This window comes from Allomuricauda sp. ANG21, from assembly GCF_040705235.1.
GTDB lineage: Bacteria > Bacteroidota > Bacteroidia > Flavobacteriales > Flavobacteriaceae > Flagellimonas > Flagellimonas marina.
Genome location: NZ_JBFCVT010000015.1, coordinates 16,408 through 30,504, shown reverse-complemented (window position 1 = coordinate 30,504; position 14,097 = coordinate 16,408). Strand labels below are relative to the sequence as shown.

General features: G+C 41.7%; 15 protein-coding genes and 1 tRNA gene. 9 read left to right on the top strand and 7 right to left on the bottom strand.

What is annotated here, in order from left to right:
• The first annotated feature begins 231 nt into the window (after positions 1-231).
• Genes mobC through AB1A65_RS16040 form a run of 3 tightly spaced genes read left to right on the top strand, consistent with a single transcriptional unit; the run spans position 232 to position 1,815 of the window.
• Positions 232-573: a plasmid mobilization relaxosome protein MobC gene (gene mobC, locus AB1A65_RS16050; RefSeq protein ID WP_366590948.1), complete on the top strand. Its 342-nt coding sequence runs from the start codon at positions 232-234 to the stop codon at positions 571-573.
• Positions 570-1,604: a relaxase/mobilization nuclease domain-containing protein gene (locus tag AB1A65_RS16045; RefSeq protein ID WP_366590947.1), complete on the top strand. Its 1,035-nt coding sequence runs from the start codon at positions 570-572 to the stop codon at positions 1,602-1,604. The genes mobC and AB1A65_RS16045 overlap by 4 nt, the downstream gene beginning before the upstream one ends.
• Positions 1,605-1,611: 7 nt before the next feature.
• On the top strand, positions 1,612-1,815 hold the full coding sequence (locus tag AB1A65_RS16040) for a hypothetical protein (RefSeq protein WP_366590946.1): 204 nt from the start codon (positions 1,612-1,614) through the stop codon (positions 1,813-1,815).
• 75 nt (positions 1,816-1,890) lie between these two features.
• Here AB1A65_RS16040 and AB1A65_RS16035 read toward each other — a convergent pair whose 3' ends face one another.
• The 3 genes from AB1A65_RS16035 to AB1A65_RS16025 are packed head-to-tail and all read right to left on the bottom strand — an operon-like array spanning position 1,891 to position 3,660.
• Positions 1,891-2,703 carry an ImmA/IrrE family metallo-endopeptidase gene (locus AB1A65_RS16035; protein ID WP_366590945.1) on the bottom strand — a complete coding sequence of 271 codons (813 nt, stop codon included), beginning with the start codon at positions 2,701-2,703 and terminating at the stop codon, positions 1,891-1,893.
• Positions 2,684-3,010, bottom strand: a complete 327-nt coding sequence (locus AB1A65_RS16030) for a hypothetical protein (RefSeq protein ID WP_366590944.1) — start codon at positions 3,008-3,010, stop codon at positions 2,684-2,686. The genes AB1A65_RS16035 and AB1A65_RS16030 overlap by 20 nt, the downstream gene beginning before the upstream one ends.
• Positions 3,011-3,021: 11 nt before the next feature.
• Positions 3,022-3,660 (bottom strand): hypothetical protein, encoded by a 639-nt coding sequence (locus AB1A65_RS16025; protein WP_366590943.1) that lies wholly within the window; start codon positions 3,658-3,660, stop codon positions 3,022-3,024.
• A 126-nt stretch (positions 3,661-3,786) separates the two neighbouring features.
• Here AB1A65_RS16025 and AB1A65_RS16020 point away from each other — a divergent pair, with 126 nt between their 5' ends.
• Genes AB1A65_RS16020 through AB1A65_RS16010 form a run of 3 tightly spaced genes read left to right on the top strand, consistent with a single transcriptional unit; the run spans position 3,787 to position 6,111 of the window.
• Positions 3,787-4,332: a multiubiquitin domain-containing protein gene (locus AB1A65_RS16020; protein ID WP_366590942.1), complete on the top strand. Its 546-nt coding sequence runs from the start codon at positions 3,787-3,789 to the stop codon at positions 4,330-4,332.
• Between the two features lie 4 nt (positions 4,333-4,336).
• Complete coding sequence (locus AB1A65_RS16015; RefSeq protein ID WP_366590941.1) at positions 4,337-4,693, top strand: hypothetical protein; 357 nt, start codon at positions 4,337-4,339, stop codon at positions 4,691-4,693.
• The gene (locus AB1A65_RS16010) at positions 4,624-6,111 is read left to right on the top strand and encodes a ThiF family adenylyltransferase (protein ID WP_366590940.1); all 1,488 of its coding nucleotides are present in this window, start codon (positions 4,624-4,626) and stop codon (positions 6,109-6,111) included. The genes AB1A65_RS16015 and AB1A65_RS16010 overlap by 70 nt, the downstream gene beginning before the upstream one ends.
• 223 nt (positions 6,112-6,334) lie before the next feature.
• Here the strand turns inward: AB1A65_RS16010 and AB1A65_RS16005 are convergent, their stop codons facing one another.
• The gene (locus AB1A65_RS16005) at positions 6,335-7,615 is read right to left on the bottom strand and encodes a site-specific integrase (RefSeq protein WP_366590939.1); all 1,281 of its coding nucleotides are present in this window, start codon (positions 7,613-7,615) and stop codon (positions 6,335-6,337) included.
• A gap of 43 nt (positions 7,616-7,658) precedes the next feature.
• A tRNA-Met gene (locus AB1A65_RS16000) sits at positions 7,659-7,731 on the bottom strand.
• Between the two features lie 114 nt (positions 7,732-7,845).
• On the opposite strand from AB1A65_RS16000, the gene AB1A65_RS15995 reads away from it, so the two are divergent.
• Together AB1A65_RS15995 and era are read left to right on the top strand one after the other, a co-directional pair.
• Positions 7,846-9,210, top strand: a complete 1,365-nt coding sequence (locus tag AB1A65_RS15995) for an amino acid carrier protein (RefSeq protein ID WP_366590938.1) — start codon at positions 7,846-7,848, stop codon at positions 9,208-9,210.
• Positions 9,200-10,081, top strand: coding sequence for a GTPase Era (gene era / locus AB1A65_RS15990; protein ID WP_366590937.1), 882 nt, complete (start codon positions 9,200-9,202; stop codon positions 10,079-10,081). Before AB1A65_RS15995 ends, era begins: the two co-directional genes overlap by 11 nt.
• Before the next feature lie 79 nt (positions 10,082-10,160).
• Here the strand turns inward: era and AB1A65_RS15985 are convergent, their stop codons facing one another.
• A complete protein-coding gene (locus AB1A65_RS15985) occupies positions 10,161-10,334 on the bottom strand; it encodes a hypothetical protein (RefSeq protein WP_366590936.1) in 174 nt (57 codons plus the stop codon).
• A gap of 76 nt (positions 10,335-10,410) precedes the next feature.
• Between AB1A65_RS15985 and der the strand changes: the two genes are divergently transcribed.
• Complete coding sequence (gene der, locus AB1A65_RS15980; RefSeq protein ID WP_366590935.1) at positions 10,411-11,712, top strand: ribosome biogenesis GTPase Der; 1,302 nt, start codon at positions 10,411-10,413, stop codon at positions 11,710-11,712.
• 3 nt (positions 11,713-11,715) lie between these two features.
• Here der and pbpC read toward each other — a convergent pair whose 3' ends face one another.
• Complete coding sequence (gene pbpC, locus AB1A65_RS15975; protein ID WP_366590934.1) at positions 11,716-14,088, bottom strand: penicillin-binding protein 1C; 2,373 nt, start codon at positions 14,086-14,088, stop codon at positions 11,716-11,718.
• Positions 14,089-14,097 lie beyond the last annotated feature (9 nt).

Genomic DNA, 14,097 nt, shown 5'->3' with positions numbered 1-14,097 from the left:
TGAGCTCATGATACATGTCAATCCAAAGGGGTATGGTTCGTCTAATAAATATATAAGCCCTCTATTTATTGTACAAAATGCCATGTACGGTAAAGCCTTTGCGAGTAATCTGCAGTCAATATGTTTGCTATGTAATTGATCGGAGGTCACGAAGCAAGCTATGTTTTTGCTAACAAAAACTGCTCACTGTGTTCGCAAGCTTGTTGGGGATCCTCCCCAAACCCCTAAGATATGGCAAGACCAAAAAAGGACATAAGATCTATCAGACCCATTCAGGTAAATGTCAGGATGTCGGTGGACGAATATCTGATATTATCGAACAATGCGGGCACCTTGGGAATCGGAATCCCAGATTATGTACGAAGGAAGTCCACGGGCAAGTCGCTGCCAAGGGTTAAGGTATTGCCGGAGAACAGAAAGCTTTTTGTTGAACTGAGCCGAATCGGGAACAACATCAACCAACTTGTCAAGAAAACCCATTTGGGAATGTACGATGCCCAAGGACTCCAGAAGGAGTTGATGGAACTGAAAGGTGTACAGGATGCCATAAAATCAAACATTCTGGGCAAATGATAGCAAAGATCATAAAGGGGAAGGATTTCTATGGTGTATTGGCCTATAATGAAAAGAAGGTGGAGCAGGGGCAGGGAAGTGTGATTGATGCCAATATTTCCCATGGAAGTACAATCGATAAGACCAAGGAATTCAACCTTATCAGACAGTTACGTCCAAGATTGACCAAAGTGGTCTGTCATGTTTCCCTGAACCTTCCCCATACCGATAATTTGAATGATAGTGAGTTTGCCTCACTTGGATTTGATTATCTGAAGGAAATGGGCTTTGATGACAACCAGTATATCATTTATAGGCATACCGATCAGGAACACCACCATATCCATATCGTGGCCAATAGGGTAAAATTGTCAGGGGAAGTGGTGGATGACAGCAGGGACCTTTTCCGTAGCAAGCAACTTGTAAGGGAACTGGAAAGGAAATACAATCTGACACAACTACTGGATAGGGAACTCAAAAGCAAAGCTTCCTTGACCCAAAAAGAGGTGGAAAAGGCGATAAGGACATCGAAACCACCCATAAAACTGATACTCCAACAACATCTTGAGAATGTAATGAGTGAATCCAAGGATGTGGCCATATTCATTGATGGATTGAAACAAAGGAACATCTTTCCAAAGTTCAATATCAGCAAGACCACAGGTAGGGTGACCGGGATTTCATTCAGGTATGGGAACGTAATATATAAGGGAAGCACCTTGGGAAGAAAATACTCATGGAACAACATTATAAAACGAATTGATTATGGGCAAGACAGAGATCGTTCAATTATTCTCGAAAATAATATTGCAGAACGAAGAGCTGAAAGAACTTATGGAGAAATCACTGGAAGGGCAACGGGTACTCCAGGAAAAACAACAAATGCTCCGGGAGGGCCAGTCCAAACTTTTGGGCAACCAAAAGATTATCTGGGAAAGGCTCAAACCGTAGTGTCGGACCAAATCGAGGAGATTCCTTGGACTCCGTTCAAATTGGAACTTGAGGACAGAAAGAAAAGAGCGAAAAGAAAAGGCAAAGGAAAAAGGTTGTAAATATATCATGGAAGGTAGCTTGGTCAGTGATAAATTGCTAAATGCCCTGCTGGATAGCTTGTCCGTTGAGGATTTGGAGGCCATTCTATCCCAGAAAAAGGCAAAGGAATGTCCTGACCATAAACCAAAACCAATGACTGAAAGGGAGAAATTAAAGAAATACTATAGAAACCTCTTTATTTCCATGGGGAAACTCCACCTGAACAAATAGTGCTACGTGCCATTTGTGGGGCTAGACCATGTTAATCTTTCTACTAGGAACAGGTTAATTACACTTTGGAATTAATTAAGACTTCCAAATAACGCTTATAACCATGTTCTGGTTCTCATAATAAATACAGTGTTCATATATTTTGTTGGTACCATCTGTATCAAACCAGTCCATGGCCCAAAGTTCCCTTGAATTCTTACTCTTTAGCCCTTTTGAGAAGAAACTCATTGCTAGTGAATCCTCGGGTAAATTTCTTTTATCATTAAGTTTATAATAAAAATCATTGCTCCGAGCCGGATTTCCAATGATTTTTCCGTTTTTGGATTTAACAATCATCATTGGGTGCAAATCCAACATAAAAACTCTGTAAAGAGCTGCAGTGAGACTTACTTGGAATTCCTTAGAGATGGTAACGATTGTTTCGAATTCAAATTTCCTATTACGGCGATATGCCTTAATCACGAGTTCTTCCGGCATCAAGAGATTTGCCGCAAAGTGATCAGCTTGTCTTTCGATAATTTGCTCAGATTTGAATCCCGTGAAAGAGGAATGTGCAGGAGCACTCCCATTAATCAATGCATTGGCATGCTCATGTATGTAAAAATGTCCCAGTTCATGTGCAAATGTAAACCTTGCTCTATTACTGATGGTCTTTCCCCTTGTATTTATGAATATATGAAACTCCCCATCTAAAAACTCAAGCATTCCATCGCAACTATCACCATAATCACCATAACTATATGTAATGCCATTTTCAACAGCGATTACTTCAGGATCAATTTCTCCGTAACTTTTGATAAAATACTTAGAAATTCCACTGGCTAGGTCTGTTATCAAACCATCTTTATCTACCCTTTCATCAAAATGGTTAGTTTTTTTTCTTTGCATCACGCCTATCCTTGGCCATTTTATCCTTGATTTCTTGGGAAACTTCCTTCTTTCCCTCCCTAGCAGCCTGCGCCATAAGTTTATTGGTTTCTTCTTGGTTCATTTCTAATGGTTCAGGGTTACTTTTAAGTATGGATTTCCCTTGTTTGACGATTTGTGATGGGTTGTCAAAGATATTGGGCAAGTTTGGCAAATCTTTATCACTAATGATTTTATCAAACTCCTCTATTTCTTGGGTGGTTTCAGGAAGGATGTGGCCAATTTTGAATAATGCAGTCCTAAACTTATTATTGAATTTACTTGACATAATACTTCTATTTACTTTGTTGAAAGAGGCTTTTGGGCAATGAATTCTTTTATTTTCTTTAGAGCCCTAAATTTAATTACACGGATTGTATTATCGGTAATTAAGTACTGCTTGCATATCGAAGCTTTTATTTCTTTAGGGATTTCACCTTTGTATTGGTATGATGTTCTTAGAATATCCAATTCTCTATCTGTTAATAGTTTGCCTTTTACCATTGCTATTTTGAGTCTTTTGATATCTATTTCATCATCTCCCAAAATTTCATCGTCCTCTTGTTCTGGCTCAAACGTTTCAGCAGTTAATTCTTCTAAGCTCGAAGTATTATTGTCCTTGAACAGTTCTTTCCAATATGTTCTTTCCACGGCCTTCATTCGTGAGGACAACCATTTTTTGATACGAATATCAGATATATCATCTGGAGATCTGGTATCATCATATTGATGGGCGTGCTCCCAAATGTCTAAAATCAGTAACCTATATAGGTCTTCATACCTGTTGGGGTCATATCGCGAACGGGCAAATGCAAGTTTTCGGCAAAAACTTCCATACTTGGCAATAAATTGATTAAAAGATTTTTCTGCCTGAAGCAAATCTTTCTCCGTATCCCTCCAGGCTATCTCTATTAGTCGATCTTCATAGGTCTTATCCATTGTTTCATGAAAATTTGATTGGCACCTATAAGTATTACACCGAGCGTTTCAACATAGTTTGAGGGGAAAGTGAAACGCTCTAGGTAATCATTATAGAGACAAGTTTTAAATTAAAAATTACATTCTATGAAAAATTCTGAAAAAATGCCCGAATCCAAAGACAATCAAGACATCATTAATGTGGAGGAATACACTAAAATAGGAAAAAAACCTCCAAAAGGAAAAAAATATCTAGTTAGAGTAGAAGACAAATCGTACCTATTTGACAAAGGTTCGGCCTCAGGGTCCGAAATTTTAGAAAAAGCAGGGTATACCCCAATTGATTGTTATTCCCTTTATCAAAAGTTCAAAGGATGTGATTTCGAAAAAATCAGTTCAAATGAAAAGGTTGATTTTACAAAACCCGGAATAGAAAGGTTTATCATAAAGCCCCCTGAAGTCTTCAATTATACTATTGATGGAGAACCAGAGACCACAGACGAAGAATACCTGACACCAAATCAAATATTGGAAAGAGGGGGTATCACGCCTGTATCGGACTACTATGTCGTTCAAATCACTCAGGACCAACAACAGATAGAGTACAAGGATTCCCCCAACAAACCTATCAAAATGGAATGCCCTGGATTGAAATTTATTTCGGTATACCGAAGTTCAACGCCTGTAGCATAGTAACATGGGAAGACAGGAATTTTTTAATCAGCTAGTTGAAATGGGATATCATCCTATCGAAACTGCCAATAACGGACTGTATTTCGAATATCTGGTGGATATTGGTGTTAATCAAGGGAAAAGAGTGTTGATGGGCTTTGAAAATTTACATGATTTTCCCTTGAATGCTCCTCATGGCCCGCATTTTAGACCTATAGATGAGGGATGGATAAACCCATCAGGGCCAAGGGCTGGCGTACACAATAGTAATTTTGGTCAGGGTTGGGTTCATTGGAGCAGGCCATTTCAGCAATGGAACAGGACAAAAAAGACGGTAAAAGAATATTTGGCACATATCAAGAATTTATTACTGATTATATGAGAAGGGATTTTTCGGTTGCTTTGGAAGAAACTTTGAATACAGAACTATTAAATCACTTGGTAAGAAGTGATGGCCAAGAAGATTTGATATTTGCAACATACTCCTTAAGCAAAGGAACAAATCGGATTTTTGGCACTCTGACAGAGATGATCTACCCAAATGAAGGAGATAGGAAAGTTCACGGTAATGCAGAATTCTATCCATCTTACTTAAGACGTGCAATTTCAATTGCATCAAAAAAGAAAGAAGGACTGGTCTTCCTTCATTCTCATCCATTCCCTGGATGGCAAGGGATGAGTCCAACGGATATTATTGCTGAAAAAAGGATTGCACCATCCATTTATGGAGCAACAGGATTTCCTTTACTGGGAATGACCACTGGGAATGATGGTGCTTGGAGTGCAAGATTTTGGGTTAAGAACCATAAAAGGAAGAGAAGATATACGAGAAAATGGTGCAGTTCGGTTAGAGTAGTCGGACATGGCTTAAATATAAGTTTTAATGACGACATTCTTAAACCAAATTTTGATTCCGAAAAACAATTAAGGACAATCTCCGCCTGGGGAAGAGATACACAAGAGGATCTATCAAGGCTAAAAATTGGAATCGTAGGCCTCGGAAGTGTTGGAAGCATTGTCGCTGAGATACTTGCAAGAACGGGAATTTCTTATTTTGTGTTAATAGATTTTGATACCATTGAAAAAAAGAACCTGGACAGGACGGCAGGAGTTTTCGAAAAAGATGTTGGCAAATCAAAGGTTGATGCTATTGCAAAGGCAATCAAAAAAAGTGCAACATCTCCCAAAATCACTATCAAAAAATCTGAATACAGCATATGTGAAGAAATAGGATTCAGAAATGCTTTGGATTGTGACTTGATTTTTTCATGTGTAGATAGACCATGGCCGAGACAGGTGCTAAATTTCTTATCCTATGCATATTTGATTCCTGTCATTGATGGAGGAATAAAAATCCGAACCAATTCATCTAATTCCAAATTGATTGGTGCCGATTGGAGATCCCATATTATAGGCCCAGGGAGGGTCTGTTTGGAATGTATGGGACAGTATTCTTCGGAAATGGCAAAGCTAGAAAGCGAAGGTTTCTTGGATGACCCAGAATACATTGAGGGGTCAAGTATAAAACTGCCATCAGAGTTTCATGAAAATGTGTTTCCTTTTAGCGCTCATCTTGCCGCAATGGAAGTTCTTCATAGTCTGGGCATGATTATTTCCCCGTCCGGCATATCAAATTTAGGTGAGAAAATATATCATTTTGTCACTGGAACCATTGATACAGAAAGAATGAAATGCCACAACAATTGCTTTTTTCCTTCAATAATCTCAAAAGGTGATACATTGGATCTTGTCATAGTAGGAACCCATAAAAAGGCAGAAATAGCTAGAAAAAGGCACTAAATCAGCAGTTTGATTGAAATGGAAAAGGTAAAATAACATTTCAAAATGAAGAGGAATAGCAAATCAGCAATTACCTTAATTACTAGAAGTAGGAGTTCCTTTTTGGGTAAGAATCCTATTTGTAGACAAGTCCAATTGCTGTTGCATGTTATGGATATATTTTGATTTAATCTAGTCCTAAGGGTCGACCATCCCAATTTGTTGGTTTAGATCCGGGAGAATTTTAGTTCAAGGTCAATAATCCACTATAATCCTCAGGGAGTTCCGCATCAACATCCCTCAAATAAGACTTTAGCGCATCCAAGGTAGAATGGCCTGTAATGAGCATCAGTTTGTCACAAGTTTGTGTATATGAGAATTCCTTTCTGAATTTCCTGAACAGGAGCGTGATAAAGGTATGTCTAAAGGAATAGATAGTATATTCACTCCCCAATTGAAGTGTTTCACCTTGCGCCAGGAGATGTTCATTGTATTTCTTTTTGAGCCTCCAAAAACGTTTTGTGAAATAATCCCTTCTACTGGTTTCCGTAGCATCCCATTCCCCGATACCATCTGGCGTGAACAAAAAATGCTCTTGTTCCGAAAGGTCAAGGCCCTCAATTTCCTTTAGGACAATATCCGGTATGATCTTGACCTTTTCAGGTTTGTTCTTTGCCTGGAAGCGTAGCAGTTTTTGTGTGATAAAGACATCCTTGACCTTTAACCTGCACACTTCTATGGGCCGTAGAAAATTATAGGAAACGAACTTGACGAAGAGCAACAGAAGGGGGTCGGTTTTCTCCATATAGGTAAATAGGCCTTCCAAAACTTCCAGAGAATACGTCTTATGACTCACCGACTTGGTATCCAGTACCTTGATGTTCTCGATAAAATTCCGTGGGATGATCTCATTGTCCTCCAGTTCGCCAAAGATTGCGCTCAATACGATACGGGTATTGTTACGGTTCCTGGCACTGCTGGTCTTAGCTATTCCGTGGAGATATTCGTTGACCACCTGTTTGGTTATGCCCAGTATGCTCTTGTCCAGCAGGTTCCTTTTGTCCAAATAAAGTTTGAACCTATTGTACCGACTGCTATAATCCTTTATGGATGTTTCGGAAAGTTTGGTGATCTTTATGGCATAGGCATAGTCCAAAGCCGCCTCGGAAGTATATTCCAAGGAATCGGCGGCGAGTTTCAACTTATCCTTGAAGGGCGAGTAACCTTCCTTGAGCATTTCCACAAGAACTTCCTTTACCACTCCCAACTGCATCAATCTTTCCGTCTTTGTCCTGCACTTCCTATTGATGTTCATCGTAATAGGGGACTGGCGGACCATTACGGGATTTCCATACTTGTCCTTCAATTCGGGATGGGCATACGAGTAATAGACATACCATCTCTTGGAGAGGTCGAAATTTTCACCTCCATGATAGATCTTCGGTTCCGTGTACTTTTTTTTATCCAATCCGTTTTTGTATGCGGTAGCGTATGCGCTTTGCAATATATCAAAAAAAGAACCCATTGGCAACAGTTTTAAAACACTGTCAGTCAATGGGTTATCCTTGTAGCGGGAACTGGACTCGAACCAGTGACCTTCGGGTTATGAGCCCGACGAGCTACCTACTGCTCTACCCCGCGATGTGGTCGGCAAATATACAACGATTTTTAGGTCATTTCCAAACGAAAATCAATATTCCTAATATCATGGGAGACAATCCAGCCTAAAATCCATAAATTCGGCATTTTGACTGTATGGAAGCCATCAACAAATTTATATCCTCCATGCTGCCCTACACGGAGTGGCCCATGTTTATTTTGCTCATTGGGGGCGGACTCTTTCTTGCATTTTACTCCAAATTTGTTCCCTTCCGTTATTTTGGCCATGCCTTAGCCGTGGTTTCGGGAAAATATGACGATAAAAACGCCAAGGGAGATGTGAGTTCCTTTCAAGCACTTTCCGCAGCTGTGGCGGCAACGGTGGGGTTGGGAAATATTTCAGGTGTGGCCATTGCCATTCATGATGGTGGACCAGGAGTGGTATTTTGGATTTGGATGACCGCACTTTTGGGCATGGGCATTAAATTTTATTCGGGGAGTTTGGCTATTATGTTTCGCACAACCGATTCCGAAGGAAAACTTCAAGGAGGCCCCATGTTTTATATCACCCAAGGCATGGGAAAATGGGCCAAACCCATGGCCATTTTTTTTAGTATTTGTGGACTTTTCGGATTTTTAGGGGTTTTTACCGCCAATCAATTCACGGAGGCCTTTATGGGTGTGGTGCAACCTCATGAAACACTTTTCGCAACCAGTGAGTTCAACTGGAAATTGGGTATTGGTTTCTTTTTGGCGATTGTTACCTCTGTTGTGATTTTTGGAGGACTCTCAAAAATAGCCAAAGTGGCTTCGGCCATAGTACCCTTTATGGTAGGGGTTTATCTGCTTGCTGTATTGTTTGTGATGGTCAACAACGCTTCCGAAGTGCTCCCAGCTCTAAAAATGATATTAGTTGAGGCTTGGAATTTTGATACCATAGTCACGGGCGGATTTTGGGGACTTGTGATTATTGGAGTGCGACGGGCCATGTTTTCCAATGAAGCGGGTCTGGGGAGTGCGCCCATGTACCACGGTCAATCCAAGAATGATGAACCCACCAAGGAAGGACTGGTGGCCATGTTGGGACCTTTTATCGACACTATCATGGTCTGCACCTTTACCGCAGTCGTCATTATTTTGAGTGGTGCTTATCTAGAAGAAGGTAGTGGTATCACCATGACCATGTCCGCTTTTGAGAAGACCCTGTTTGGTTTTGGAGATTCGCTTTTAATGGTGATAGTCACGGCCTTTGCACTGTCCACACTGTTTACATATTCGTATTACGGGGTAAAGAGTCTTTCTTTTTTGACCACACCAAAAATTGGCAAATGGTACAATGTTTTCTTCGTAATCATGATTATTTTTGCTGCGGTGGCCTCGCTGCAATTGGTAAAGAACTTAATAGATCTTTCATACGCCCTCATGGTGATTCCCAACATGATAGCCGTATTATATTTATCACCAAAGGTGAACGAAGCATCTAAAAAATACCTTCAAAAACTAAAACAAGGTGGCGCATAAAGCAGGTTTTGTAAATATTATTGGAAATCCAAATGTGGGTAAATCCACCTTGATGAACGCCTTTGTGGGCGAAAAACTGTCCATTATCACCTCCAAGGCGCAGACCACCCGTCATCGTATTTTGGGGATTGTCAATGGGGATGATTTTCAGGTGATACTTTCCGATACCCCTGGAATCATAAAACCGGCCTATGAACTCCAAACTTCCATGATGGATTTTGTGAAATCCGCTTTTGAGGATGCTGATGTACTGCTCTACATGGTGGAAATTGGGGAAAAGGCCTTGAAAGATGAGGCATTTTTCAAAAAAATACAGAACAGCAAGATTCCTGTTTTGTTGTTGTTGAATAAGATTGATACTTCGGACCAAGAAACCTTGGAAGCACAAATGCAACATTGGCAAGACTTATTGCCCAAGGCTGAAATTCATCCGATATCGGCCTTGGAAAACTTTAATGTAAAAGAAGTGTTCAATCGTATTCTGGAGTTGTTGCCCGAAGCACCTCCCTACTATCCGAAAGACCAACTCACAGATAAGCCGGAACGCTTTTTTGTCAATGAGACCATTCGCGAGAAAATATTGCTGCACTATAAAAAGGAAATTCCCTATTCCGTTGAGGTGGAGACTGAGGAATTTATGGAAGATGACGACATTATCCGAATTCGTTCGGTGATCATGGTGGAGCGCGATACCCAAAAGGGGATTATCATTGGGCACAAGGGCAGTGCCTTAAAAAGAGTAGGAGTTGAGGCTCGAAAAGATTTGGAAAAATTCTTTGACAAACAAGTCCATATCGAACTCTACGTGAAGGTCAACAAAAACTGGCGTAGCAACTCCCAGCAGCTTCGACGATTTGGGTACAACGGCTAAAAACTATTCTTGCTGAAATCCTGAAATTTTTTGTCGGATAAACATTTTGAGCTGCTACATTTGGCCCCTACTTATGCAATCAAAATATAATTTTCAAGCTCTTGAACTTAATATAAATGTGATCGTCCAACCGTTTAACCACAAAAGATTCTTCTTCCGATTGGTCAAAAACGGCTTTTAATTTGTCGATATCGGTTTTTAAGGCGACCTGAAATCGGGGACGCAATACAATTTCATTGGCGAAATCGCTCATAACAGATTGAAATAGATGAAAAAAGGTATCATTTTTTCTTCATAATAAATGGTACTTTTGCCAAAAATAAAGGCAGATGGGAGCTATTGTGGCCATTGTGGGGAGACCCAATGTAGGAAAGTCTACATTTTTTAATCGATTGATTCAGCGCCGGGAGGCCATCGTGGACGCCGTGAGTGGTGTTACCCGTGATCGTCACTATGGAAAAAGCGACTGGAACGGCAAAGAATTTTCTTTGATTGATACTGGTGGCTATGTCTTGGGTAGCGATGATGTTTTTGAAAAAGAAATCGATAAGCAGGTAGAACTGGCCATTGATGAGGCCGATGCCATTATTTTTATGGTGGATGTGGAGTCTGGTGTAACTGGAATGGATGAGGATGTGGCCAAGCTGTTACGAAAGGTGGACAAACCTGTTTTTTTGACCGTGAACAAGGTTGACAATGCCCAACGTATGGCCGATGCGGTTGAATTTTATGCCTTGGGATTGGGCGAATACTATACCCTCTCCAGTATTAATGGCAGTGGAACCGGCGAACTGTTGGATGCCTTGGTCAAGGTGCTTCCTGAAAAGCCTGAAGAAGATAGTGAATTGCCCCGTTTTGCTGTGGTGGGACGACCCAACGCGGGAAAATCTTCTTTTATCAATGCCTTAATTGGGAAGGACCGGTACATTGTCACCGATATTGCAGGAACGACTCGGGATAGTATCGATACCAAATACAATCAGTTTGGGTTTGAGTTCAATTTAGTGGATACCGCAGGTATCCGACGGAAATCCAAGGTCAAGGAGGATTTGGAGTTTTACTCCGTAATGCGTTCCGTTCGGGCCATTGAGCATTGCGATGTCTGTATTTTGATGTTGGATGCCAATCGAGGCTTTGACGGACAGGTGGAGAACATTTTTTGGCTCGCCCAGCGAAACAACAAAGGTATCGTGATTCTCGTCAACAAATGGGATTTGGTGGAAAAGGAAACCAATTCCGTGAAAGAGTATACTGCCAAGATCAAAGAAGCCATTTCCCCTTTTGAGGATGTGCCCATTCTTTTTATTTCGGTATTGAACAAGCAACGGATTTTCAAGGCCATTGAAACTGCTGTGGAGGTCTACAAAAACCGTTCAAAGAAAATCGTGACGCGAAAGCTGAACGATATCATGCTGCCCATTATTGAGCATACACCGCCACCCGCCTACAAGGGTAAATATGTAAAAATCAAGTTTTGTACCCAACTGCCAACACCCTATCCACAGTTTGCCTTTTTCTGCAATTTGCCCCAATATGTGCGTGACCCGTACAAACGTTTCTTGGAGAACAAACTCAGGGAAAATTTTGATTTTACCGGAGTGCCGATCACGATTTTTATGCGGAAGAAATAGCAACTAATTATCCGAAGCCCGCCGCACCTCCATCTGTTGTTGAATACGGTTTCCTTCGCTATCTACTACCGTTAATGTGTATTCCCCAGGTAGAATGTCCAAAAGCAGTTCATGAAAATTTTCGGTTTTGCCCACATAGGTTTCATCCAAATACCAATATACAATCGCATCAGATTGTTGGTGGGCCAATTTCAAGATAACATCGGAAGTAGTAGTGCCCAAATCCTTAGGAAGTAGTACGGTTTCATTTTTCTTCGGATAGATGAATTCCATACGTTGGTTTTCCAACGAGAAACATCCTTGCAAATAGGGTGGTAAGGGTTTGTAATTGGGATTGGAAGATGCATAATAATATTCCAAAACAGGAGGAAGCACAAACCAGTTTTTCGCTACCATATTTTCCAAGGGATAGCAATCTGAATTCACCCGAAACCGTTCCGTAGCATCCAAAAACAATTGCTGATGATAGGGACAAGGCCCGCTCCGGGTGCCATGGGTAGGGACGAGCTCTTTTTTCGTTTCATCACAATAGACGGAGGCATGATATCCACTTTCGGAACACACCTCTACTTCCACCAAATCATCAAACGGTTCTGGGAACCAACCACTGTGAGGCAACGCATCCAGAACATCAAAAAGGAGAGGAGCCGCAGCGGTAATCCCTGTCAATCCAGGTCTTCCTTCACCATCCGCATTTCCGGCCCAAACCCCAATGGCGTATTTTGGGGTGACCCCTACCGCCCAAGCATCCTTAAAGCCGAAACTGGTCCCTGTTTTCCACGCAATGGGTTGGGAAGAATCAAAAAAGTGCCAATTCTCGTCTCCTTCAGGGCGGTTGACCTCATACATGGCTTGAAAGGTGCTGAAAATGGCACCCGCCCCCAAAATGGGAGGGTCAAACTGTTGCTCGCTAAAATCTGGGACTTGGTTGACTAAATAGGTTGGCTGAACAAACTCATTTGGGTAATAGGTACTGCTATTGCCTACAAAATGGTTCAAGGTAGAGGCAAGTGATGCGTAGGTCTGGGTGATTTCCCAAAGGGAACTTTCCGCTCCTCCAAGAATTAAAGAGAGTCCATAATAGGAGGATGGCTTATCCAAGGATTCCAATTGCATTTTGTGGAGCTTGTTATAGAATTTTTGTAGGCCGTATTCCCGGAGCAATCGAACTGCAGGAACATTCAACGAGCGGGAAAGTGCCCTACTCACAGGAACCGCACCCACATGTTTTCTATCAAAATTTTGTGGATTATACCCATTGATGACGGTGGGAACATCCTCCACCAAACTATGGGGCAATACGTGGCCTTCATCCAACAAGGAGGCAAACAAAAAGGGCTTCAACGTGCTGCCCGTACTCCGATTCTTGGTGACGATATCCACGTAATTGCCGTGCGCTTTCCCCGAAGGGGAATTTCCCACATACCCCAACACTTTTCGGGATTCTACCTCCATCACCAAAATGGCCAAGTTGTGGATTTCGTTACTTTTTAATTGCTGATAATGGCGTTCCGTCAACAGATTGAGTTGTTGCTGCAACGGTCTTTGGATGGAAGTGGTGACACGTTCGCCTGGATGTTCAATCCGAATACGTTCTGTGAGATGCGGGGCTACATCAGGCAGTGGAAAGGGTTTTTGGGGTAGTGGTTCGGCCACCGCCAATTCGTAGGTTGTTTGATCTAGGATACCTTTGTCCTGTAATTTTTCCAGCAAACGGTTTCGTTTTTCGAGGAATTCTTGTTCGTTTCGTCCGGGGAAAATCAAGGCGGGCGCATTGGGCAGAACTGCCAAAGCTGCCGACTGCCCCCAACTCAATTCATGGGCCGGAATCCCGAAATACCGCCATGCTGCGGTTTCCAATCCCACTACGTTTCCGCCGTAAGGCGTATGCGAAGCGTACAGATTCAAAATTTCTTCTTTTGAATGGCGAAATTCCAAACGCGTAGCCATAAAAATCTCAATGCACTTTTCCCAATAGGTCCTGCTTTTATTCTTTCGGCTGAGCCGAATGACCTGTTGCGTAATGGTGCTCCCACCTCTTCGGGTCTTTTTGGTGAGATTATGCCCAATGGCCTTGATGATGGAAATAGGATTGAAGCCGGGATGCTTGTAAAAATATTCATCCTCGAACAATAAAATGCATTGCTCAAAGCGGGTTGGGATGGAATCCAATTGTGGAAATCGCCATTGCCCATCATCGGCAATGCGTGCCCCTATCAGGCTGCCATCTGAGGCATTGACCAAGGTTGAGGTAGGGGTGTCAAACAGATTTTTGGGCAAGCAAAACAACCACAAAATCAAAAGGGTGCCCAACACCCCCAGCTTGATTTTGTGTTTAGCTGCTTTTTGTATTACTGGCGACCAAAAATCCTTCATTCACATCGC

What these genes read in the sequence shown, in the direction of transcription:
- AB1A65_RS16025 (WP_366590943.1), bottom strand. Translation starts at nt 3,660, where the DNA reads ATGGATAAGACCTATGAAGATCGACTAATAGAGATAGCCTGGAGGGAT.
- AB1A65_RS16035 (WP_366590945.1), bottom strand. Translation starts at nt 2,703, where the DNA reads ATGCAAAGAAAAAAAACTAACCATTTTGATGAAAGGGTAGATAAAGAT.
- AB1A65_RS16005 (WP_366590939.1), bottom strand. Translation starts at nt 7,615, where the DNA reads ATGGGTTCTTTTTTTGATATATTGCAAAGCGCATACGCTACCGCATAC.
- AB1A65_RS15995 (WP_366590938.1), top strand. Translation starts at nt 7,846, where the DNA reads ATGGAAGCCATCAACAAATTTATATCCTCCATGCTGCCCTACACGGAG.
- AB1A65_RS16010 (WP_366590940.1), top strand. Translation starts at nt 4,624, where the DNA reads ATGGAACAGGACAAAAAAGACGGTAAAAGAATATTTGGCACATATCAA.
- AB1A65_RS16040 (WP_366590946.1), top strand. Translation starts at nt 1,612, where the DNA reads ATGGAAGGTAGCTTGGTCAGTGATAAATTGCTAAATGCCCTGCTGGAT.
- AB1A65_RS16020 (WP_366590942.1), top strand. Translation starts at nt 3,787, where the DNA reads ATGAAAAATTCTGAAAAAATGCCCGAATCCAAAGACAATCAAGACATC.
- mobC (WP_366590948.1), top strand. Translation starts at nt 232, where the DNA reads ATGGCAAGACCAAAAAAGGACATAAGATCTATCAGACCCATTCAGGTA.
- AB1A65_RS16030 (WP_366590944.1), bottom strand. Translation starts at nt 3,010, where the DNA reads ATGTCAAGTAAATTCAATAATAAGTTTAGGACTGCATTATTCAAAATT.
- AB1A65_RS16045 (WP_366590947.1), top strand. Translation starts at nt 570, where the DNA reads ATGATAGCAAAGATCATAAAGGGGAAGGATTTCTATGGTGTATTGGCC.
- AB1A65_RS15985 (WP_366590936.1), bottom strand. Translation starts at nt 10,334, where the DNA reads ATGAGCGATTTCGCCAATGAAATTGTATTGCGTCCCCGATTTCAGGTC.
- pbpC (WP_366590934.1), bottom strand. Translation starts at nt 14,088, where the DNA reads ATGAAGGATTTTTGGTCGCCAGTAATACAAAAAGCAGCTAAACACAAA.
- AB1A65_RS16015 (WP_366590941.1), top strand. Translation starts at nt 4,337, where the DNA reads ATGGGAAGACAGGAATTTTTTAATCAGCTAGTTGAAATGGGATATCAT.
- der (WP_366590935.1), top strand. Translation starts at nt 10,411, where the DNA reads ATGGGAGCTATTGTGGCCATTGTGGGGAGACCCAATGTAGGAAAGTCT.